Raw genomic sequence first — 20,024 nt, forward strand, 5'->3', positions numbered from 1 at the left:
TTCTTCTTCATCATATCCTTCTTTTGACCATAAAAAAACCCCCGCTTATTTGCGGGGATCGAGTGGACGGTTCGGGCGATTCTCGCAGTATTCACAGCTGATGTCGCTGCAGCGTTCTTCGCGCCATTCGTTGCAGCTTGCGCAATAGCTAGCGTCGAACTCGTTATCGAATGTTAATGGGTCCATACATGTGTGGCAAAACGTGTGGACGTCCATCCAGTTAATGAATTTTTTGTCGGCTAGTAAGTAAAGTCCTTTTTCTTCTTGTTTATAATTCATGATGGATGGTTTTTGCGCTACCCGGTTTTTAGGGTCGAGAAAAAAATTCATCTTTCCGTTCAAGTTAATCACTCCCGTAGTTGGTTGGACTTTAATGTCCCTGTCATCTGTCAGTTTTACACAATAGAAACTTCTATATCAGTCTTTGTAGACTTTTTGGCTTTTGCACTTTCTCTATAATAGTAATTGCCTTAACTGATTGCAATAGATTCGGATTCATTTCCTAAAGTTTTTTCCCCTTGAATTTCGACAACAGTTTTGTATAATGAATAAATACTTTAACTAAACTAAAAGTATATTTTAACTAAACTACATTTATTCATATTCGCAGGCGTTTTTGTCTGACAGGATTTTTGCTGTCCATTACCAGTTCCCTTTATATTGTACCATTACTAAAGAATCGAGGAGACTTTATGCAAATCGGCAAAAAAATCAAGAATTTACGGCTTAAAAATGGCTTGACCCAAGAAGAGCTCGGGGCACGGACAGACTTGAGCAAGGGCTTTATTTCACAGCTCGAACGCGATATGAACTCCCCTTCCATCGAAACCTTGTTTTCTCTTCTTGAAGTTCTTGGAACAACGCCAAAAGAATTCTTCACTGATGCTGAGGAAGCAAAACTCGTCTTTAAAGAGGAAGATCACACCGTTCATATCGACCGAGAAGCGCGCTATGAGATCGATTGGCTCGTGCCAACATCTAATAAGAAGGAAATGGAACCAGTATACCTGACCCTGGAACCATCAGGAAAATTTAAAACTTTCGAGCCCTCGGCATCTGAAACTTTCGTTTATGTGTTGCAAGGTGAAGTCCGCCTCGATATTGGCACCCGTTCCTACACCGCACAAGCCGGCGATTCTATTTACTATAGCGCTGACCATGAACACCAATTAGCTAATTACTCAACGAAACGTGCAGAAATGATCATCGTTGCGACGAAATCTTATTTATAACCCAGGAGGGATAGTATGACGGAACAAGCAATCATCCGCTTCGACAATGTTGTCCAATCTTTTGAAGGAGCGGGCAATGTATTGAACAATATCAGCTTTGAAATGGAAAAAGGGAAATTCTATACCTTGCTCGGCCCTTCCGGCTGCGGCAAAACGACCATCCTGCGTTTGATAGCCGGATTCAACCAGCCGACGAGCGGCGATATTTACATTAAAGGCAAGAAAGTCAATAAGATCCCGGCAAACGAACGGCAAGTGAATACCGTGTTTCAGGATTATGCGCTGTTCCCTCATTTAAATGTCTTTGAAAATGTGGCGTTCGGTTTGCGCATCCAGAAAATCAAGAAAGCTGAAGTGGAACGCCGTGTCAAAGAAGCGCTAGCATTCGTCAATTTAAGCGGTTATGAAAAACGTGAAATCCACGAGATGTCCGGCGGCCAGCGCCAGCGCGTGGCTATCGCACGGGCAATCATCAATGACCCGGAAGTGATCCTGCTGGATGAACCGCTATCCGCGCTCGACTTGAAACTGCGGACTGAAATGCAATATGAATTGCGCGAGCTCCAGCAGCGCCTCGGCAAGACGTTCGTCTTTGTCACGCATGACCAGGAAGAGGCGCTTGCGATGTCCGATGAAATCTTCGTTATGAATGCTGGGGAAATCCAACAAAGCGGCACGCCGATGGATATTTACGATGAGCCGATCAACCGATTTGTCGCTGATTTCATCGGAGAATCGAATATAGCCGAAGGGATCATGGTCGCGGATTACCGTGTACGTTTTGCGAATAAAGAATTCGAATGCGTCGACCAAGGCCTGTCCCCGAACGAGCAAGTGGAAATTGTCATCCGTCCGGAAGATCTGGAAATCACCAGCCCTGAAACCGGAAAGATGGCCGTACATGTCGACAGCCAATTGTTCCGCGGCGTCCACTTTGAAATATCAACATATGATGAAACGGGCAATGAGTGGCTCGTGCATTCGACCAAACGCGTGGATGTCGGCTCCCAAATCGGCCTTGATTTCGACCCAGAAGCGATCCATGTCATGCGCTTGAACGAATCGGAAGAAGCGTTCGATGCAAGGCTTGAGTCATACGGAGCCGTTCCTCATGACTAATCGCTCATCACGCCCATGGTATTTGGCCCCTTATTATATATGGATTGCGTTATTTGTCATTGCGCCGATTGCGCTCGTCGTCTATTTTTCATTTCTGGATTTGGCCGGCGATTTCACCTTGGAAAACTACGCGAACTTTTTCTCATCGACGTATTTCCGAATGACGCTCAGTTCGTTCTGGTATGCGTTTCTCATCACCTTGATCTCGGTGTTAATCGCTTACCCAACAGCGTACTGGCTGACGAAAACCAAACATAAGCAATTATGGCTCTTGTTGATCATCATTCCTTCGTGGATCAACCTCTTGCTGAAAGCTTATGCCTTTATCGGCATTTTTGGGCTGTATGGGCCCGCCAACCAATTGATCCAATTTTTCGGCTCTGGGCCGTTGCAGATCCTTTTTACCGATTTCAGCTTTATCTTTGTCGCCGTTTATATTTTCATCCCGTTTATGGTATTGCCGATTTTCAACTCGCTCGATAAAATCAATCCAGCGCTCATCGATGCATCGCGCGACCTCGGGGCTTCCCAATGGACCACATTCCGCCGGGTCATTTTCCCGCTGGCGATTAACGGTGTGAAATCCGGCGTCCAAGCGGTCTTTATCCCAGCCTTGTCCTTGTTCGTCATTACGCGGCTGATCGCCGGCAATAAAGTGATTACGCTCGGCACAGCCATCGAACAGCAATTCCTGGTGACACAAAACTGGGGCATGGGGTCAACGATTGCCGTATTCTTGATCCTGTTTATGATCATCATCATGCTGCTAACAGGCCCGAAAGAGAAAGGAGGGGCTTTGAATGGCAAAGCTAAGTAAACTCGCTAAAATCTATTTGGCATTGGTCTTTTTCATTCTCTATGCCCCGATCTTCTATTTGATCTTTTATTCTTTCAATAGCGGCGGGACGATGACAGGCTTTGAAGACTTCACCTGGGAGCATTATGCAGCAGTCTTTAACGACACACGCTTGCTCATCATAGTCTTAAACACGGTCATCGTTGCGTTATTGTCCGCGCTCATTTCGACAGCTATTGGTGTACTCGGCGCCATCGGCATTGTGTTCCTGCGCAACCGGAAAATGCGCAATGCCGTATTGTCCTTAAACACCGTGCTGATTGTCAGCCCGGATGTCATTATCGGAGCATCGTTTTTAATCCTCTTTACAATGGTCGGCGTTAAGTTAGGCTTCGCGTCCGTTCTGGTATCCCATATCGCTTTTAGCATTCCGATTGTCGTCATTATGGTGCTCCCGAAACTGCAAGAAATGAGTTCGAGCTTGATCGATGCTGCGACGGACCTCGGCGCATCACAACGCGATATTTTGACGCGTGTGATCATTCCTTATATCAAACCTGGCATATTTGCTGGTTTTTTCCTGGCCTTAACCTATTCACTCGATGATTTTGCCGTCACGTTCTTCGTTACCGGCAACGGCTTCGCCACATTATCCGTCGAAATCTATTCGATGGCCCGTGCCGGCATTACGCTGACCATTAATGCGCTGTCTGCTTTAATTTTTGTTGTCACGCTTGGCCTAGTCCTCGGGTACTATTTCTTTAATCAGCGCTCCGCTGCGAACGCTGGAACAGGAGGGACACGCCCATGAAAGGCATCGTCAGAGCAAGCGCAGCTATTGTCATCATATCCGCCATTTTGTTTTACGCTGTCCACCTGCTAGAGAGCAGCACAGCAACAAGCGGAAGTGGGTCTATCTCAGTCTATAACTGGGGAGAATATATTGATACTGACCTGATCGATCAATTCGAAGAAGAAACGGGCATTCAAGTCATCTACGAAACATTTGATTCGAATGAATCGATGATGACGAAAATCGAACAAGGCGGCACCTCATATGATGTCGCTATGCCCTCGGAATATGCGATTGAAAAAATGAAAGAAAACGACTTGCTGTTGCCGATCGATCACAGCAAGATCCCGAATCTAAAAAACATTGATCCGTATTTCTTAGATCTGCCATTCGACCCCGGCAACGAATATTCCATTCCTTATTTCTGGGGCACCGTCGGCATTGCTTATAATCCGACCCTGCTTGAAGGCCAGACCTTTGAGAGCTGGGATGACCTGTGGAATCCGACACTCGAACAGGAAGTAATTTTAGTCGATAGCGCACGCGAAGTCATCGGCATGGGCTTGAACAGTTTAGGCTATTCATTGAACTCGACCGACCTTGGCGAATTGCGGGAAGCTACCGATAAATTGAAAACACTAGGCCCGAATGTCAAGGCAATCATCGGTGACGAAATCGTCGAAATGATGCGCCGCGAAGAAGCGGCAGTTGCCGTCACTTGGTCCGGGCAAGCGGCCGATATGATGTGGATTAATGAAGACATCGACTACGCCGTGCCAGAAGAAGGCTCTAATCTTTGGTTCGATAATATGATCATTCCGTCGACGGCTGGCAATGTCGATGGCGCCCATCAATTCATCAACTTCATGCTCGATGCGGAAGTGTCCGCCCAAAATGCAGACTACGTCGGCTATTCCTCACCGAATGCAGCAGCACTTGAGTTGATGGATCCTGAAGTAACCGGAGACGAGCGCTTCTATCCGACCGAACGGATGCGCGACCGCCTAGAAGTCTATGAAAACCTCGGCCTAGAAATGCTCGGCGTCTACAACGAATTGTTTTTGGAGTTCAAAATGGATATGGAAAAATAACAGGCAGAACTTCTGCCTGTTTTTTTCTGTTTAAATAAGGTATAGTAAATAAGTTCAACACACCGAAATTTAGCCACACGAAATAAAAACGAGAGAAGGTTAGGCTCATGGCCGTCAAATCAACTAAATTCGCCTTATACATTCTTATGTTCAATATGTTCATCGCCATGAGCGGAATCGGCCTCATCATCCCGATCATGCCCGCTTACTTGGAAACATTCGGTGTTGCAGGGCAGGCGCTTGGCACTTTGATCGCCACTTTCGCTTTTGCACAATTTCTCTTTTCGCCAATTTCAGGGGAGTTATCCGATAAATACGGACGCAAGAACTTGATCATTTTCGGTTTGGTCGTCTTCGGCTTGTCGCAGCTGTTATTTGGTATGGCGACTGAGTTATGGGTCCTTTACCTCGCCCGTTTCTTTAGCGGGGTCGGCGGCGCATTCCTCATTCCCCCGATGATGGCATTTGTCGCTGATATCACTACTTACGAAGAGCGCGGCAAGGGCATGGGATTGCTCGGAGCTTCGATGTCACTCGGTTTCATGATCGGGCCAGGCATCGGCGGTTTCTTGTCTGAAGTCAGCTTACAATTTCCTTTCTATGTCGCGACCTCCGTCGCTTTATTGGCCGCTTTGCTATCGTTCTTCGCTTTGCCGAATGTCAAACCGGCGGTGCAAGCGGTTGGCTATAAACGCGAAAATCTGTATCAGCAGATGAAACGCTCTGTCTATACGCCTTACTTCGTCATGCTGCTCGTCATGTTCATTTTCGCGTTTGGCTTGTCGAATTTCCAATCGACCATTGCCTTATACGTAGATAAGCAATTCCAGTTCACGCCGAAGGAAATTTCAGTCGTCATCACAGTCGGCGGTTTTGTTGGCGTCATTGTCCAAACATTCGTTATTGACAGCTTGTTCAAGCGATTTGGTGAGATGCGCGTCATCCTTGTTAATCTGCTCATTTCTGCTGCTGCAATGATCGGTATTCTATTCGTCAATACCTTCTGGACCATCCTGCTCGTAGCCGCTATCTTTTTCACTGCAGCCTCCCTCTTACGCCCTGCAATCAACACGCTCATTTCAAAACTGGCAGGAGATTCACAAGGATTTGCAGCTGGTATGAACAATGCGTATATGAGCTTAGGAAATATGATTGGGCCGGCACTTGCCGGAATTCTTTTTGATATTGATATGAGCTTCCCGTATATCACCGGAACGTTCATCCTGCTCGTTTGTTTCTTTATTGCTTGGAGCTGGTCGTCTCAAAAGAAAGAATTGCTGCAGGAGAGCCGTAGCAACTAAATCACCCAAACAAAAAGCGAGATGCCGCAATGGCATCTCGCTTTTTTATCGTTCCTTGAAATAGTCGTAGAGGAATTTTGGCATATACGCCAGGATGCCTTCATCTGGGATCAATTTGGCATGATGCAAGCCGTAATCCGATCCTACCCCTGCCCAGAACATCAAAGATGGCAGCCGTTCAGTAAAATAGCCGAAATCTTCACCTGTCATGGCCGCTTTGCTGCGGACAGCTTGGATGCCTGGAGCATCTTGTGCGTAGCGTAAAAACGACTCCGCGAGCTGCTCATCATTGTCCACTTGACGGTAGTTTGCTCCGTAATCGATCGACACTTGGCATTCATAGCCCGTCTCAATCGATTTGCACAACGCTTCAATACGCTGTTTCACACTTTCCATCGACTCCGGCGTCAAAGTACGAATGGTCCCTTCTAAACGCGCTCGTTCAGCGATGATATTCTGCACAGTGCCGGCTGACATTTTCCCAACTGTCACCACGGCCGAATCCATCGGGTCGACATTGCGGCTGACCACTGTTTGCAACTGCATCATTAAAGCCGCTGCGGCCACCGCCATATCGCGCGTCTGATGTGGGTAAGCGGCATGTCCGCCTTTGCCGTGCAGGTCAATAAACAATTCCGATGTATTGGCAAACAATAGCCCAGGTTTTGTCGCCACAGTGCCAAGGGGCAGTTCAGGCGCGATGTGCAAGGCGAAAAGTTCATCCGGCACCAAGTCCGGACGTTCCTGTTCAAGCCATGCTAGCAGCGGCTCAGCGCCGCCTGGTCCTTCTTCAGCCGGTTGAAACAAAATCACGGCATCGTTATCGAGTGGCTGTTCTACCAGCTGTTCCAATAAGCCGAGCGCAACCGCCATATGCATATCGTGACCACATGCATGCATGAACCCTTCATGGCAGGAAGCAAACGGCAAGCCGGTTTCCTCAAGGATCGGCAAGCCATCGATATCCGTGCGCCATCCGATCGTTTTTTCGGGTGAGAGGCCCTTCACTTTGATCACAAGGCCCGTTCGCCACTCAACCAGTTCGAGACGATCAGATGGCATTTGCAAGATGATTTTTTTCAAATAGCTTTGCGTTTTGAATTCCTGAAATCCGATTTCCGGAATTTCATGCAGCTCTCTCCTGATTTGAATAAGATCCATAAATGGCCTCTTACAGCTGGCGGAGTTCTTGCTTGATTTCCGTTTTTGATCGGGTTTTTTCATCCATCAGCTTCAACACGCGTGCTGGCGCTCCTCCAACCACAGCGTTCTCAGGAACATCTTCGATCACGACAGCTCCTGCAGCGACGACGGAACCTTTGCCAATGCGCACCCCTTCCAAAACGACTGCGTTTGCGCCAATCATGACATCGTCCTCGACAATGACCGGTGTAGCGGATGCAGGCTCGATGACACCTGCAAGTACTGCGCCCGCTCCAATGTGGCAGTTTTTCCCGACTGTTGCGCGGCCGCCCATGATCACGCCCATGTCGATCATCGTACCATCACCGATCACGGATCCAATATTGATGACAGCACCCATCATAATGATGCAATTGCTGCCAATCTCAACGTTTTCACGGATAAACGCACCTGGTTCGATGCGGGAATTAATATTTTTCAAGTCAAGCATCGGAATCGCTGAGTTTCTGCGATCGTTTTCCACTACGGAATCTTCGATGACTGAAGCATGCTGCTCAAGTGCTTTTTCCACTTCAGCCCATTCTCCGAATACTGTCGCGTGATTGCCTTCTCCGAATACTTTCGAGCCTTCGCCAAAGTTAAGCGCAGCTACGCCGTCACCTTTGACATATACTTTTACAGGTGTCGATTTCTTCGCATTTTGTATGTACGAAATAATTTGATTTGCATCCATTTGTTCCATTGATCAAAACCTCTTTCTCTCGTGTAATGGTGTTATTATATCTGATTCAGTATAATAATACATCCTTTAGCTTAACAGAGTGGCATGTTTTTTGACAATATCGACAAATGCCCCGACTTGCCGAAGCTGGAAAGACGATTCATAGCCAATCAGCCATGTGTCCCGGGTCAATTCAAGTTCCTGTTCGCTATTCGTCAGCGGCACCGTATGGACATCTTCTGCCCCTGTCAGGGTAATCGATGGCAAAATTGCATAGCCGATTCCATTGACGGCCATTTGCTTACACGTCTCGATCTGGTCGACCGTAATTTGGCGCTTCGGGTTGGAGGCGAAATGCTTTTGCCACCACTGTTGGATTTCCTCGTAATAAGTGGAATCGCTTTTAAATTGGATAAACGGCCGCTCGGTCATCATCACTTCTTCGAGCGAACTGATTTCTTTGTCGACCAAATACAAAGTGTCTTTGAACAGATGAATCTTCGGTCCTTTCCAGTCGGTCTGGCCCCGAACGATGCCGATATGCGCTTCGCCGTCGTACAAAGCACGGACAATTTCAGAACTCCAGCCGGTGATCAATTGCACTTTCGCTTCAGGATACAGTGTAATAAAATCTTTCAATACTTTCGGAAGCCAGTTCTGTCCGATAATCGATGCGCAGGCAATTTTCAAGGTGCCATGCACTTTTTCACTTAAAGTGTGCAGCTGTTCAAACATTTCTTCCCGCCGCACAACTGCTTCCTTTGCGTATTGGATGACCAATTCACCCGCAGGAGTGGGAGTCAAGCCTTTCTGGGAACGCACAAACAATTGTTGCCCCCATTCCTTTTCGATCGATTGCAATCGCTGAGATAAGGCTGGCTGCGACAGAAACAGCCGTTCTGCTGCTTTTCGCATATTGCCTTCTTCAGCCAGCACTTTGATAATCAGTTCTTCATTGGACATCCGGTTTCACTCCTTTCAATCCCCTCAAGCCGAAAATTAGCAAAACACTGATCAAGGCACAGAGAAATGCGATACTGTAAACATTGCGCAGTCCAAAAGCCAATGCTTCTTGCAATACCTGCTTTTCTGCTTCAGGCAATTTGGCGCGACTATCCATGCTTAATATAGCGTTGACCGACTCCAGCGACAGACGGCTCCCCGCATCATTTAGCCGGTTTAGCAGCGAGCTATTTAATATGCTGCCGAGAAGTGCCACGCCAATTGTGCTGCCAAGATTGCGCATGAACATATTGGATGCGGTTGCCGCTCCACGCTTGTCGTAGGAAACAGCTGATTGGATGGAAACGATAAAAGCGGTACTCGTCAATCCCATGCCGACACCGACGAAAAAACTCGACATCCCTGCCCAAAGCGGTCCAAATCCGGGCTGCATGAAAACAAATAATGCGGTGCCCAATAGCAAAAATACCCCTCCGAGCAGCGAAGTGCGGAAATAACCGATTTTGATTAACAGCCTTCCGGAAAAGACCGAAGCAATCGGCCAACCAATGGACATCGTTGTTAAAGTGAACCCTGCAATTGCAGCTGGCTGTTCCATAACACCAGTGACATAGGCCGGCAGATAACTTGAAATGCCGATCAATATGATTCCCGTTGCAAGAGACACCAAATTTGCATAGCGGATTGCCCGATTTTGCCAAATTTCAAAAGGCATCATCGGATCGATCGACACACGTTCTGCTTTGACAAACCAGAACATGAACACAATGCCAATCAATGCCAGAACAAAAGAAGGAGTGGAGAGCCAATTAAAAGACACTCCCCCTTCGATCAACAGATATAAGACACTGCTCAATGCAAGCGTCAAAAACAAAGCACCTTTGTAATCGATATTCGCCCGTTCCATACGTTTCGGTTCTTTTAAATAAATCACGATACCAAGCAGCGACAAAATTCCAAGCGGCAAGTTGACCCAAAACACATATTGCCAACCAATCGTCGCCACCAAGACACCTCCGATGGCAGGCCCTGCGATGGCTGAAATGCCCCATACACTCGACAAATAGCCTTGGATCTTCGCTCGTTCCTCTGTGGAATAAATATCCCCTATAATGGTCGAGGCAATCGGCATGATAGCCCCTGCCCCCGCCCCCTGGATAAAGCGAAAAGCGATCAATTGCTCCATCGAGTCTGCTAACCCGCAGAGCAATGACCCGAATAAAAACAACAGCATGCCGAACGCAAAAATCGCTTTTCTGCCAACAAGATCCGCCAACTTGCCATATAATAACACCGTCACGGTACTCATCAATAAATAAGCAGAGAACACCCAGCTGTATTTTGAGAAGCCCCCGAGATCTGCAGCAATACTTGGCATGGCAGTTGAAACTATGGTCGCTTCAACTGCCGAGACGAACATCGCCAGCATGACTGCCAGTAAAATGAGTGGGCGTTTCGGTTGTTTCATATTATTCCCTACTTTCACAACCAGCAGAAAAAAAGGCCTCAATGGATGAGACCTTTTTCAGGGTGATTATCGTTTGAACTGGTATAGTTGTTTTTTTAATTGCTTTAAGACGATCCGTCTCGTTAAGATACCCATAAACATTCCATTGTCATCCACAACACACAGGAAATTCTGGTCAATCACTAAATCCAATGCCCTTTGAAAACGGTCATTCAAATGGATCAGCGGCAAGTCAGTCTGCATGATCTCCTCGACTCGTATATTGCCTAGTTTCTCGTATTCTATATGGTCCATTCCAAGAATGGCATCTGTGATGCGCTGGGCGTTAATTAAGCCGTGAAACCGGTACTTCGCATCCAAAACCGGGATGGCTGAATAGCCGGTCTTCGTCAAAACCAATAAAGCATGCTCGGCACTATTGCCGATTTGGACATGTGCTACTTTTTCGGACGAGATGACAAATTCTTCAATCGGGGTTTCTAGAAAATCTTTGCTCGGTAATGAAATCATGTGCTCTACTCCTTTTGCATCGCATATGATGCTGAAACACTTCGATTACATCATAACATAATACGGTTCCCGAAACTATTTAATTGGGGATTTCGCCTTAAAAAGGAAACTTATTCAACCACTGTCCACCGTCTAAGGTCACGATTTCACCATTCATATAAGCCGCTTTTTCCGACATGATAAAAGCAGCCAGTTCTGCCACTTCTTCCGGTTTTCCAAGCCGTCCTAAAGGAACAGATTTCAAAGTCCGTTGCACCGCTTCTTGAGACTCAAACAATTTTTCCGCTCCCCCCGTCCGTTCGATGGGACCAGGAGCAATTCCATTGACGCGAATGCCGTATTGCGTACCCCATTCGACCGCTAGCGTTCGAGTCAGCGACATGACCCCGGCTTTTGCGGCGGCAGAGTGTGCAACGCCAGCGCCGGCATTCCAGGCATATGTTGCCAACATATTTAGTATATTCCCCTTTGTTCCATTTTCAATCCAGTAATTTCCTACAGCATGAGAACAAAAAAACGTCCCGTTCAAGACGATATCAATGACAGAGCGCCAACCATTGGGCGATAATTTTTCGGCATGGACAATGAAATTTCCGGCCGCGTTATTAACAAGGCCATCGATTCTCCCGAATTTTTCATGAGCGAAACTGACCATTGCCTTAGCGTGTTCAGGTTCGCGAACATCCATCTGGAAAGCTTCTGCCTGACCGCGCAGCGCTGATAATTTAGTCAAGGCCTCATTCAATTTTTCCATATCACGTCCCGTAATGATGACGTTTGCCCCTTCAGCAGCAAATTTTTCTGCCATGTGTAAGCCCATCCCACTGGATCCACCGGTTACAATTATTGTTTGCTCACTTAACATTTCAACATCCCCTTTTTTGAGTCTTCTCTGAAGTTTTCTATCGAATTCGGTTTATGTACAGTGACTGAAAATTTTGATATGATAAGCAAAGACTAATTTATCCATTATTGCGAAAGGAATGAGCTCATGTCCCTGACAATGAAAGATTCGGAAATCGCTCAAGCTATCTTCACTGTTAACCGCCACGCTAAGACTGCTCCTGACAATCAATTTCTCTATGCCTTGAAAAAACAATCTTTGAATCTGATGATTCAACAAAAACGAGCTCAAAAGCTTGGCCTGCACTTCAGCAAAAACCCCCGAAAAAGCCAACAACAATCATCTGTCCTCGTAAAATGCGGTAATTATTATTTTCACATGCTTCCCAAAAAGGAAGATTTCCATTCGCTCGAGCATTTTGGTGACTTGGACGAATCCTATCGCAATCCACCAAGCCGTATGAACCTGAAGCATGCGAAAGAATTGCTTCAAAATTATACCGGGCTGAAGCCTCAGGAAAAAAAGACTGCGCTCTCGGCTTTTTCTAAGCGCTATGAACCGAAAGAAACGAATCGTTTCTATACACCTAAAAAATCCTATTTCGACTGATCAACCGGCAAATGCATTTTGCCGGGTTTTTTTGGTTATTTTTCCACAAAGTCAAAATGACGAATTAAGGCTTGTGTGCCGAAGTCACCATCTCCTCCGCGTTCGAGCTCCTCATAGATGCCGAGCGATAATTTCAATCCTGGCAACTCCAAGCCCCATCGTTCAGATTCCTCTACCGCTATTTTCATGTCCTTGATGAAATGCTTGATATAAAATCCAGGTCGAAAATCGCCTTCTATCATTTTCGGAGCCAAGTTCGATAACGACCAAGATCCAGCGGCGCCAGCTGAAATTGATCGCAGCACGTTCTCCGGGTCCAATCCTGCTTTTTTTGCATAAATCAGCGATTCGCAGACTCCTAACATATTATTTGCGATATTGATCTGGTTGCACATTTTTGTATGTTGTCCAGAACCGGCCGGGCCTTGGAGAATGATGTTGCCTGCAAATAACCGAAACAGTGGAAGCAATTGCTTGAACACGTCTTCCTCGCCGCCGACCATAACGGATAGCACCGCGTTTTTTGCGCCGATATCCCCACCAGAAACTGGGGCATCCAGTGCATGCATCCCTTTAGCACGTGCTGCATCTGAAATTTCCTGAGCCAGTTTCGGCTGGGAAGTGGTCAAATCAATGAGCACCGTTCCTTTGTTAGCATTGGCTAATAAGCCGTTCTCGCCAAAGTAGATTTCTCTGACATCTTCCGGGTAACCGACCATCGTGAAAATCACTTCTGCATCTGTTGCCAGATCCCGCGGCGTATCTTTCCATGATGCGCCTCGTTCCAAGAGATCGTCAGCTTTTTTTGCAGTTCTTGTAAAAACAGAAAGCTCATGGCCTCCCTCCAGCAGATGGCGTCCAATGCTATTACCCATAACACCTGTACCGATAAATCCAATTTTCATTTTATTGCCTCCTCTGTACTTCCATAATAGCAAAAATTATCAGTCTATTCACCCTTCTTTTTGGCATAAAAAAAAGGCCGGTCCATAAAGGTCCGGCCACAAAAGGGGGAAATGAGAATGTTGCTGTGTTCAAGTATACTATGCCCCCTCCAAACGAGGGCTAAACCTCTTTTTTTAAAAACTTCAGCACTTTTTGTAAGACTTACAGCGCAACGGCATTTTGCATAGATTTTATTTTGATGGTTCTATCGTATATTCGTATTGTGTTTTGCCGTGATGGAATGCAGTTCCACGAAAATGCTTGAAGTCTTCTCGTTCGGTTAAAATCTCACGGAATTTCAGGAATTCCTCTTTCGGGATGTCGAGTGTTTCGATCTCCCCCGTTTTTAATCGCTCTAGTTCATTCGCATAATCAGTCATGAAATGTTCCCCTTTCTTTTCGTTTTGTTAAAATGGTTCTGTTATAATACTATACGGACGAAACCTTACCCGTCCAGCTACATCACGCTTGCCCCTACAATATGGGCAGCGTTGGTTGATTTTAGGAGGATTTTTATGTTTACTTTATTAAAGCGCCATACGCTGATTTGGCTGTTGCCGCTTTCGCTTTACTTGTACCACCTGGCTTTCGAAAACACCGCCATCTTCTGGTATATGCACACATTTGCGATATTAGTCTTGATGTCGATCGCGCTTGTTCATTACTCAGTATTTGATGAATTAAAAACCTGGAAATCATTAATATATGGCCTTGTGTTCGGTACGATCATCTATGCCATTTTAGCGATTGGCTACTTGGTATTCGATGTCCTTCCACTGAATGTTAAAGGGCCTGTATCTGCTCTGCAAACCTTGTTTGCCCCGACTAGCATTTGGCATTACCTATTGCTGATGTTTGTTATCGTGCCTGGTGAAGAACTTTTCTGGCGCGGCTATATACAGCAGCAACTGAAAAAATATATGCAGCCGCCATTCGCTGTCTTAGGCGCTTCGCTCTTATTCGGCATCGCCTTAGCTTTCAGCGGATTTTGGCCAAGCATCGTAGCGGGAGTTGTTGCCGGTGTATTGCTCGGCTTACTCTATGAATGGAAGCGCAGTATGCCGCTGCTCATCATCACTCATTTGGTGGTGCTCGTTCTCTTGTTCATCGTTCTGCCATTGCCACTGTAAAGCAACGCCCGGATAAAAATAGAAAAAGATCCTCCCAAGCGGAGGATCTTTTTTTAATAAGATAAATCTTTGATCGACAAACCGATTTTTTTCATCAATTCGATGGCTTGTTCTTTTTCTTCAGTAGATAAAGCAGCCGTCAAGTCATGCAATTTTTGTTCGTGAGACGGGAAGATATCTGCCATAAACGCCTTTCCTTCTTCTGTGATTTCCGCATACGTAATGCGGCGATCGGTCGGGCAGTTGACGCGCGTAATAAAGCCACGCTTTTCCAACTTATCGATAACATAAGTAATCGATCCGCTCGCTAGAAGGATTTTTCCGCCAATTTTTTGTAGCGGCTGGCGCCCTTTATGATAAAGCAACTCCAGCACTGCAAATTCTGTTGGGTTAACGCCGTTTTCCTGAAAAAATTGGTTGGTTTGTTCCGAGATCGCTTTATGCGCACGGGACAACACGATAAACAGTTTCAATGACTGCTTAATGTCTTCATTCATTTTCGTTCACTCATTTCTGCTATAATCACTCGATTGCTTTAATTATATCCCTTTGCTGGCCGAATAGCACGTACGGCCGACTTATCCAATGATGACACGCTCTTTCGGATAATGGAATTTTGTTGGATCTGTTTTTCCGCCGATGGTAAACAAGAAGGAAATCAAGCCAACGCGGCCGATAAACATCAAAATCATGACGATCACTTTGCCAACTGAGGACAAGTCACTCGTCAGTCCGAGCGACATTCCGCACGTACCGAATGCTGAAGTGATTTCAAAGAGAATCTCTACAATCGATGCATTTGGTTCAGTGATGATCAACAGCATTGTCGCAACGATGACCATTGTCCCTGCAAGGAACAAAACTGCAAACGACCTAAACACATCAATCAACTCAATTTCACGGTTGAAAATTTGAATGGTATTCTTGCCTCTTGCAAAATTGATCAAAAACAAAATGGCGATTGCAAAAGTGGTCGTCCGGATACCGCCACCTGCTGAACTTGGCGAGGCCCCAATAAACATAAGCGCACTCATGAATACATTGGTCGCGTCGCTGAACTGGGTAATGTCGATGGTCACCAAGCCACCGGAGCGGGAAGAGACCGAATGGAACAACGCCCCAAAGAAAGTCTGATGCCACGACATTCCTTTAAATGCATTAACCGACTCCAAGATCAAGATACCGATCGTTCCGACAACAAGCAGCATGCCAAAGATGCTCGTTGTAATTTTAGTGAACAATGAAAAGCGGAAGTTTTTGGTTTCATTCGACAAGAACTCTTTTAACTCGATCAATACAGGAAAGCCAATCGCCCCAAGAATGATTAATAACATATTGACGATCTGGACGAAATAATCATCGACATAGGGCTGCAAAGAAGCACCTGTAATGTCAAATCCGCCATTGGTCGTTGCTGTGACTGATCCGAACACGCCGTGTAAAAGTGCTTCGCCGAAGCTATAGAAGTATTGCGTGAAGTAGACAGTCAAAATGAGCGCACCAATCGCTTCGATCAACAAAAGAATCTTAACGATTTCGGTAATCAATTTGACGACGCCTGCCATGCTCGATTGGTTATGGTCGACCATGATCAATTGGCGTTCTCTCAGCCCAATTCGCTTGCCGAGCAGAATCCAGAAAAATGTTCCGATCGACATGATGCCGATGCCCCCGAACTGCAAGATGACCATCAAAACGATGATGCCAAACACGGATAAAGTCTGGGAGACATCAATGACGGTCAGGCCGGTAACGCTAACCGCGCTAACGGCGGTAAATAAAGTATCGATGTAGGTCATGCTCACTCCAGGCTGCAAGACTCCCGGAAGCCGCAAAAGCAAAAAGGAAAAAGCAATCGCTACGAAATAATACGCCACGATTGCCTGTGCAGGTGTAAGATTTCGGACACGTTGAAATGATTTGTTCATAAGCGTAAAATTCCCTTCTGCAACTAACTCTCTTCCCATTCTATGTAAAGTACAGTGAAAAGAAAAGGGCTTTTTCGTAAAGCGCCCCCTTCCTTGTAAATATTCCGACGGAAACCGCCACTTTTGTTGTTTACTTTCCAAATGCAATAAAAAAGCGCTTTTTCCCTTAGACATTGCCGCATAGTGCGGTGTTCGAGGAATAAGCGTTTTTTAGATCAAACCGTCACCGGCTGTGCTGCTCTTTGGCCAAATGGACAGCTGTTTTCACAAAAGGCATAACCTGTTTCTCACTAGTCCTTCGGTTTTTTGGGCTTTTCCTTATCTGCCTTTGATGAATTGCTGTTAGTATTGCCATTTTCCTTGCCGTTGTTGCTGTTTTCCTTCCCGTTGCTGTTGCTATTATTGCTATTGTCTTTGCCTTTGTTGAGTTTGTTTTCCTGGTCTTTCGGCTTGTCTGGAGCTGGATTGCCTTTGCTTTGGCTGTCTTGTTTTGGCTGCTCGGCTTTACTGTTGCTAGAAGAAGGAGGCTCTTTTTTCGGCTTTGTTTTGGCTTTGGAATTCCCGGAATTATTGCCTTCTCCAGCATTTGAGCTTTTGGGTTTTACGGGTTCCGGTTTTTCTTGTTTTTTCGTCTCTTTTGGAGCCGCTGGTACTTTTACAGCAGGTTCTTTAACTTTGTTGTTGTCATTGTTATCTGATGCCGGTTTAGACTGTGTGTCCGGTTTTTTGGGCTTTTCCTCTTTATTGCTATTTGTAGAAGCGGGTTCATTTTCCTTTTTAGCCTTGGGAGGTTCAGGTTGTTGAACTTTGGCAGGGGGTTCCTGGTCTTCCGATTCTTGTTTTACTTTGATGCCTTCATTTTGTGCAGGCTGCACGTCGTTTTCTTGGCTGCGCGGCGAGGTAAAAGTCCGGTCTTTCTCTATCAGCCTGGCTACTGGCACTTGCTGCTCTTTCGCCTCACGCCATTGTTTTTTATTCGCTTTTTTCAAATGTATTTGTAATGCTTGATTGTTTCCCGTGAACAACGCCGCCAAAGCGATTTGTTCGACTTTGACCGTAGCATCCGTTCCATCACCTTCTTGAACTGTGGTAATGGTCACATGCTCAGTATCTTCGTCTACAGATAAACTGAGGACATTTTGCAATACCGCTTCAAATTCTTCATTTTCCCAATCCGCTAATTTGGCAATCAATTGTTTGCCATCTTCATTCAAGTCCCTCATTGAAATGACCTGCCAATCGTCATTCACTCCCATTTCAATACCGGGATTGGATTCGACCTGCACATACCCATACGCTTCATCAGTAGGCAGCACCCATGTGGAAATAAACAAAAACAGCGCGGCAACGGATGCGATAAGCGGCATGGCGAATGGCTTGAAACGACGATTCGAAACCTTTACGGGTTCGAAATATGCCTCATCGCCCACGACCGTGTCAGCTGTTGGCTTGCCGGTTACAAAGCGTCCATCTGCGAGCATGTAGACAGAACGGTCTCCATCAAGTTCCATACATATGCCTTTTTGCATTTGCATTAGTTTAACCGCCCCTTTAAATAATCTTTTAAATAATGCAACTCGCTCATCATCAAGAGAGCCATTGCTATTATGTATTTCCGGTTTCGCTCAATGGTTTTTCTTGAGACCTGGACCAACGCCTCAATATCCTTGACCGGAAGTTTTTTCTTGTCGAGCAAAAATTGCTTGTATTCATCTGTTTCCGCCACTAATTGCGCAATCTGGATGGCATTTCGCCTTGCGTCTTCATGCGCTGGAGAAACTTTGGCGATCATTTGGAAAGACAAATCGAACGTTGAAAGCATTTCTTCGAATCGCATGATTTCTTCACGCCGCTTAGCCGTCTGCTCCTGTTCTGAATAGAAAGCAGCCGATGCGCGGTCGCCGATAGGGTTGTGATGATCTTCATTCGGCAAAGCCATGAAATCATGGCTAAATTCCTGCCGCCTGCTCTCTTTCCGAATATGGTCGATCACTCTGCGGCGGATGACCATATGGGCAAACGTTAAAAATGAAGCCTCATGTCCCGGACGGTATTGGCGAATCGCCTCATGAAAAGCCAGGAGCGCAATGCTGTATTCATCCTGATGATCGTCGATGAACCGTTTGCATACTTGTGCGGCGGTTTTTTTCACGAACGGGATATGTGAGGAAATCAATTGTTCTTCAGCGTCTTCATCGCCTTGTTGCGCGAGCTTGGCCAAAGTTTCAGCCGGTGTTTCTCCATATCCAAACAAACCGCCTAAAGCAGTCAATAGCATGCAACTCACCCCATTTCAATTCCATTTACTCTATTGTAGCTTTCAGTCCAAGAATTTAGAAGAACGAGGGGGCGTGCTGAATATTACATTCGTGTGACAAGTCTCTCTTGTGTCCGTCATGTGAAAAATTGCAGAAAAATAACCTTGCAGAGCATTTACTCCGCAAGGTTATTTGTTAAGCGCCTACGCATTTTGTTGCTTGTTCTTTCTAAGGCCATTTAATACGCCAACCAGCACAATGCCCAGTAATACTAGCCAGAATGTGATCGTCCACCCTGTTGAATGCGGGAAATCGTGCGGCAGGACGCCCAATTTTTCGTGGGATAAAGTCAAAACGACCAATTTAACGCCTACCCAGCCGACCACTACAAATGCCGCAGTCTCAAGCTGAGGATACCTTTCCAATAGCCGGACGAATTTATGCGCAGCAAAACGCATGATGATCACGCCGATCAATCCGCCAGCCAGCATCACGCCGAATTGGCCGCCATTGATGCCCCCGATGTTAAATTCGCCGAGATGCGGCAAAGTCACCGCCAGCGCTACGGCGGCGAGCATCGAGTCGATGGCAAAAGCGATATCGGCCAGTTCCACTTTCAAAACGGTCATCCAGAAACCCGAGCCTTTCGTCGTTTCGGGCTCTATCGTATGTTCCTCGCCTTTTCGCTGGTCGTATATATGTTTGGCTGCGATAAACAGCAAATATGCCGCACCAAGCGCTTGGATTTGCCAAATATTCACCAATAAAGTAATCATGAACAAAGCGGCAAACCGAAAAACAAAGGCTCCTGCCAAACCGTAAAATAAGGCTTTCTTCTGTTGGCGCTTTGGCAAATGCTTGACCATGACCGCCATGACTACCGCATTGTCTGCAGCGAGCAAGCCTTCGAGCCCAATCAGCACCAGTAGCACCCATGCATATTCCAATAATAATGTATCCATAATGTCCCTCCTGTTTTTCCCCGACAAAAAAGACCCATGCCTAATAGAAGGCAAAGGTCTTGCTAAGCGTAGTGGTATGCGCTATCACAACCGATGGCTAAAAGCCACGTATTGACGGCTGTGAAATAGGTTTCCCTATAGCTACTCCCCTTTGTCGAGAGTCCGAATTATTGGTCTGTAGGTGTATTATAGCACTTGCCCATCGTGTGTA

Annotated in this window: 23 protein-coding genes; 9 read left to right on the forward strand and 14 right to left on the reverse strand. The window is 46.2% G+C overall.

Translation table 11 applies throughout. The features are described 5' to 3' along the window. Positions 1 to 45: 45 nt before the first annotated feature. Complete coding sequence (locus AY633_RS02370) at positions 46 to 342, reverse strand: hypothetical protein (protein ID WP_068463068.1); 297 nt, start codon at positions 340 to 342, stop codon at positions 46 to 48. A gap of 350 nt (positions 343 to 692) precedes the next feature. On the opposite strand from AY633_RS02370, the gene AY633_RS02375 reads away from it, so the two are divergent. From AY633_RS02375 to AY633_RS02400, 6 genes are all read left to right on the forward strand, one after another. Next, positions 693 to 1,232, forward strand: coding sequence for a helix-turn-helix domain-containing protein (locus AY633_RS02375; protein WP_068486159.1), 540 nt, complete (start codon positions 693 to 695; stop codon positions 1,230 to 1,232). A 15-nt stretch (positions 1,233 to 1,247) separates the two neighbouring features. After that, positions 1,248 to 2,351, forward strand: coding sequence for an ABC transporter ATP-binding protein (locus tag AY633_RS02380; RefSeq protein WP_068486161.1), 1,104 nt, complete (start codon positions 1,248 to 1,250; stop codon positions 2,349 to 2,351). Next, a complete protein-coding gene (locus AY633_RS02385; protein WP_068463074.1) occupies positions 2,344 to 3,168 on the forward strand; it encodes an ABC transporter permease in 825 nt (274 codons plus the stop codon). The genes AY633_RS02380 and AY633_RS02385 overlap by 8 nt, the downstream gene beginning before the upstream one ends. After that, positions 3,152 to 3,958 (forward strand): ABC transporter permease, encoded by an 807-nt coding sequence (locus AY633_RS02390; RefSeq protein WP_068463076.1) that lies wholly within the window; start codon positions 3,152 to 3,154, stop codon positions 3,956 to 3,958. The genes AY633_RS02385 and AY633_RS02390 overlap by 17 nt, the downstream gene beginning before the upstream one ends. Next, positions 3,955 to 5,031: an ABC transporter substrate-binding protein gene (locus AY633_RS02395; RefSeq protein ID WP_068486163.1), complete on the forward strand. Its 1,077-nt coding sequence runs from the start codon at positions 3,955 to 3,957 to the stop codon at positions 5,029 to 5,031. The genes AY633_RS02390 and AY633_RS02395 overlap by 4 nt, the downstream gene beginning before the upstream one ends. Positions 5,032 to 5,138: 107 nt before the next feature. Further along, on the forward strand, positions 5,139 to 6,332 hold the full coding sequence (locus AY633_RS02400; RefSeq protein WP_068486169.1) for an MFS transporter: 1,194 nt from the start codon (positions 5,139 to 5,141) through the stop codon (positions 6,330 to 6,332). Between the two features lie 45 nt (positions 6,333 to 6,377). Here AY633_RS02400 and AY633_RS02405 read toward each other — a convergent pair whose 3' ends face one another. From AY633_RS02405 to fadH, 6 genes are all read right to left on the reverse strand, one after another. Beyond that, positions 6,378 to 7,493, reverse strand: a complete 1,116-nt coding sequence (locus AY633_RS02405) for an N-acetyldiaminopimelate deacetylase (protein WP_068486171.1) — start codon at positions 7,491 to 7,493, stop codon at positions 6,378 to 6,380. 10 nt (positions 7,494 to 7,503) lie between these two features. Then, positions 7,504 to 8,217 carry a 2,3,4,5-tetrahydropyridine-2,6-dicarboxylate N-acetyltransferase gene (gene dapD / locus AY633_RS02410; protein ID WP_068486173.1) on the reverse strand — a complete coding sequence of 238 codons (714 nt, stop codon included), beginning with the start codon at positions 8,215 to 8,217 and terminating at the stop codon, positions 7,504 to 7,506. 66 nt (positions 8,218 to 8,283) lie between these two features. Then, positions 8,284 to 9,159, reverse strand: coding sequence for a LysR family transcriptional regulator (locus AY633_RS02415; protein ID WP_068486175.1), 876 nt, complete (start codon positions 9,157 to 9,159; stop codon positions 8,284 to 8,286). Then, positions 9,149 to 10,627 carry an MDR family MFS transporter gene (locus tag AY633_RS02420; protein ID WP_068486177.1) on the reverse strand — a complete coding sequence of 493 codons (1,479 nt, stop codon included), beginning with the start codon at positions 10,625 to 10,627 and terminating at the stop codon, positions 9,149 to 9,151. Before AY633_RS02420 ends, AY633_RS02415 begins: the two co-directional genes overlap by 11 nt. Before the next feature lie 66 nt (positions 10,628 to 10,693). Beyond that, entirely contained in the window at positions 10,694 to 11,137 is a 444-nt protein-coding gene (cbpB, locus tag AY633_RS02425) for a cyclic-di-AMP-binding protein CbpB (RefSeq protein ID WP_068486179.1), read from the reverse strand. A gap of 97 nt (positions 11,138 to 11,234) precedes the next feature. After that, positions 11,235 to 12,002: a 2,4-dienoyl-CoA reductase gene (fadH, locus tag AY633_RS02430; RefSeq protein WP_068486182.1), complete on the reverse strand. Its 768-nt coding sequence runs from the start codon at positions 12,000 to 12,002 to the stop codon at positions 11,235 to 11,237. 126 nt (positions 12,003 to 12,128) lie between these two features. On the opposite strand from fadH, the gene AY633_RS02435 reads away from it, so the two are divergent. After that, a complete protein-coding gene (locus tag AY633_RS02435) occupies positions 12,129 to 12,590 on the forward strand; it encodes a YkyB family protein (RefSeq protein ID WP_068486184.1) in 462 nt (153 codons plus the stop codon). 35 nt (positions 12,591 to 12,625) lie between these two features. Here the strand turns inward: AY633_RS02435 and AY633_RS02440 are convergent, their stop codons facing one another. Both AY633_RS02440 and AY633_RS02445 read right to left on the reverse strand, forming a co-directional pair. After that, positions 12,626 to 13,495 (reverse strand): NAD(P)-dependent oxidoreductase, encoded by an 870-nt coding sequence (locus tag AY633_RS02440; protein WP_068486185.1) that lies wholly within the window; start codon positions 13,493 to 13,495, stop codon positions 12,626 to 12,628. Between the two features lie 231 nt (positions 13,496 to 13,726). Continuing rightward, a complete protein-coding gene (locus AY633_RS02445; RefSeq protein ID WP_068463097.1) occupies positions 13,727 to 13,915 on the reverse strand; it encodes a hypothetical protein in 189 nt (62 codons plus the stop codon). 135 nt (positions 13,916 to 14,050) lie between these two features. Here AY633_RS02445 and AY633_RS02450 point away from each other — a divergent pair, with 135 nt between their 5' ends. Further along, on the forward strand, positions 14,051 to 14,665 hold the full coding sequence (locus tag AY633_RS02450) for a CPBP family intramembrane glutamic endopeptidase (RefSeq protein WP_068486187.1): 615 nt from the start codon (positions 14,051 to 14,053) through the stop codon (positions 14,663 to 14,665). A 53-nt stretch (positions 14,666 to 14,718) separates the two neighbouring features. Here AY633_RS02450 and AY633_RS02455 read toward each other — a convergent pair whose 3' ends face one another. The 3 genes from AY633_RS02455 to AY633_RS02465 form a co-directional block, all read right to left on the reverse strand. Further along, on the reverse strand, positions 14,719 to 15,162 hold the full coding sequence (locus AY633_RS02455; RefSeq protein WP_068486189.1) for a MarR family winged helix-turn-helix transcriptional regulator: 444 nt from the start codon (positions 15,160 to 15,162) through the stop codon (positions 14,719 to 14,721). A gap of 81 nt (positions 15,163 to 15,243) precedes the next feature. Continuing rightward, complete coding sequence (locus AY633_RS02460; protein WP_068463103.1) at positions 15,244 to 16,593, reverse strand: TrkH family potassium uptake protein; 1,350 nt, start codon at positions 16,591 to 16,593, stop codon at positions 15,244 to 15,246. Between the two features lie 290 nt (positions 16,594 to 16,883). Continuing rightward, on the reverse strand, positions 16,884 to 17,927 hold the full coding sequence (locus AY633_RS02465) for an anti-sigma-I factor RsgI family protein (protein ID WP_260804455.1): 1,044 nt from the start codon (positions 17,925 to 17,927) through the stop codon (positions 16,884 to 16,886). Between AY633_RS02465 and AY633_RS16755 the strand changes: the two genes are divergently transcribed. Next, positions 17,914 to 18,078, forward strand: a complete 165-nt coding sequence (locus tag AY633_RS16755) for a hypothetical protein (protein ID WP_260804456.1) — start codon at positions 17,914 to 17,916, stop codon at positions 18,076 to 18,078. The two genes, AY633_RS02465 and AY633_RS16755, sit on opposite strands and share 14 nt — an antisense overlap. Positions 18,079 to 18,127: 49 nt before the next feature. Here AY633_RS16755 and sigI read toward each other — a convergent pair whose 3' ends face one another. Both sigI and AY633_RS02475 read right to left on the reverse strand, forming a co-directional pair. Further along, positions 18,128 to 18,871: an RNA polymerase sigma-I factor gene (gene sigI, locus AY633_RS02470; RefSeq protein ID WP_068486193.1), complete on the reverse strand. Its 744-nt coding sequence runs from the start codon at positions 18,869 to 18,871 to the stop codon at positions 18,128 to 18,130. Between the two features lie 183 nt (positions 18,872 to 19,054). After that, positions 19,055 to 19,813, reverse strand: a complete 759-nt coding sequence (locus AY633_RS02475) for a TerC family protein (RefSeq protein WP_068486195.1) — start codon at positions 19,811 to 19,813, stop codon at positions 19,055 to 19,057. Positions 19,814 to 20,024 lie beyond the last annotated feature (211 nt).

Origin of the sequence: Planococcus maritimus (assembly GCF_001592825.1) — a bacterium.
Lineage (GTDB): Bacteria > Bacillota > Bacilli > Bacillales_A > Planococcaceae > Planococcus > Planococcus maritimus_C.

Coding starts and splice junctions, on each gene's coding strand:
- AY633_RS02380 (WP_068486161.1), top strand. CDS start 1,248: ATGACGGAACAAGCAATCATCCGCTTCGACAATGTTGTCCAATCTTTT.
- AY633_RS02450 (WP_068486187.1), top strand. CDS start 14,051: ATGTTTACTTTATTAAAGCGCCATACGCTGATTTGGCTGTTGCCGCTT.
- fadH (WP_068486182.1), bottom strand. CDS start 12,002: ATGTTAAGTGAGCAAACAATAATTGTAACCGGTGGATCCAGTGGGATG.
- sigI (WP_068486193.1), bottom strand. CDS start 18,871: ATGCTATTGACTGCTTTAGGCGGTTTGTTTGGATATGGAGAAACACCG.
- cbpB (WP_068486179.1), bottom strand. CDS start 11,137: ATGATTTCATTACCGAGCAAAGATTTTCTAGAAACCCCGATTGAAGAA.
- AY633_RS02455 (WP_068486189.1), bottom strand. CDS start 15,162: ATGAATGAAGACATTAAGCAGTCATTGAAACTGTTTATCGTGTTGTCC.
- AY633_RS02405 (WP_068486171.1), bottom strand. CDS start 7,493: ATGGATCTTATTCAAATCAGGAGAGAGCTGCATGAAATTCCGGAAATC.
- AY633_RS02420 (WP_068486177.1), bottom strand. CDS start 10,627: ATGAAACAACCGAAACGCCCACTCATTTTACTGGCAGTCATGCTGGCG.
- AY633_RS02475 (WP_068486195.1), bottom strand. CDS start 19,813: ATGGATACATTATTATTGGAATATGCATGGGTGCTACTGGTGCTGATT.
- AY633_RS02390 (WP_068463076.1), top strand. CDS start 3,152: ATGGCAAAGCTAAGTAAACTCGCTAAAATCTATTTGGCATTGGTCTTT.
- AY633_RS02400 (WP_068486169.1), top strand. CDS start 5,139: ATGGCCGTCAAATCAACTAAATTCGCCTTATACATTCTTATGTTCAAT.
- AY633_RS02415 (WP_068486175.1), bottom strand. CDS start 9,159: ATGTCCAATGAAGAACTGATTATCAAAGTGCTGGCTGAAGAAGGCAAT.
- AY633_RS02440 (WP_068486185.1), bottom strand. CDS start 13,495: ATGAAAATTGGATTTATCGGTACAGGTGTTATGGGTAATAGCATTGGA.
- dapD (WP_068486173.1), bottom strand. CDS start 8,217: ATGGAACAAATGGATGCAAATCAAATTATTTCGTACATACAAAATGCG.
- AY633_RS02385 (WP_068463074.1), top strand. CDS start 2,344: ATGACTAATCGCTCATCACGCCCATGGTATTTGGCCCCTTATTATATA.
- AY633_RS02435 (WP_068486184.1), top strand. CDS start 12,129: ATGTCCCTGACAATGAAAGATTCGGAAATCGCTCAAGCTATCTTCACT.
- AY633_RS02375 (WP_068486159.1), top strand. CDS start 693: ATGCAAATCGGCAAAAAAATCAAGAATTTACGGCTTAAAAATGGCTTG.
- AY633_RS02445 (WP_068463097.1), bottom strand. CDS start 13,915: ATGACTGATTATGCGAATGAACTAGAGCGATTAAAAACGGGGGAGATC.
- AY633_RS02395 (WP_068486163.1), top strand. CDS start 3,955: ATGAAAGGCATCGTCAGAGCAAGCGCAGCTATTGTCATCATATCCGCC.
- AY633_RS02460 (WP_068463103.1), bottom strand. CDS start 16,593: ATGAACAAATCATTTCAACGTGTCCGAAATCTTACACCTGCACAGGCA.